The organism is Microcella sp., from assembly GCF_046293215.1.
Taxonomy (GTDB): domain Bacteria; phylum Actinomycetota; class Actinomycetes; order Actinomycetales; family Microbacteriaceae; genus Microcella.
Window position 1 is genome coordinate 1,023 of record NZ_JBKBPI010000019.1, and the last position, 394, is coordinate 1,416.

General features: G+C 54.6%; 1 rRNA gene (running past one end of the window). It reads left to right on the plus strand.

The window, feature by feature from the left end:
• Positions 1 to 394 (plus strand): 23S ribosomal RNA (locus tag ACK4SC_RS11665) (its annotated part extends 974 nt beyond the left edge of the window); the annotation flags it as partial.

The window sequence follows — 394 nt, forward strand, 5'->3', positions numbered from 1 at the left end:
ACTGATCAAGCGATCCTGCGCGGAAAATGTAACGGGGCTCAAGCCGTGCGCCGAAGATATGGGTTTGCAGTTTACTGCAAGCGGTAGCGGAGCGTTCCGTAGGCCGGTGAAGGTCAGGCGTGAGCCTGGCTGGAGGTATCGGAAGTGAGAATGCTGACATGAGTAACGATAGGAGTGTGAGAGACACTCCCGCCGAAAGACCAAGGGTTCCTGCGTAAAGCTAATCTGCGCAGGGTTAGTCGGCCCCTAAGGCGAGGCTGAAAAGCGTAGTCGATGGGAAGCAGGTAAATATTCCTGCACCAGCTGGAAGTGACGGATGGCTTGAGGTATCGGAAGTGAGAATGCTGACATGAGTAACGATAGGAGTGTGAGAGACACTCCCGCCGAAAGACCA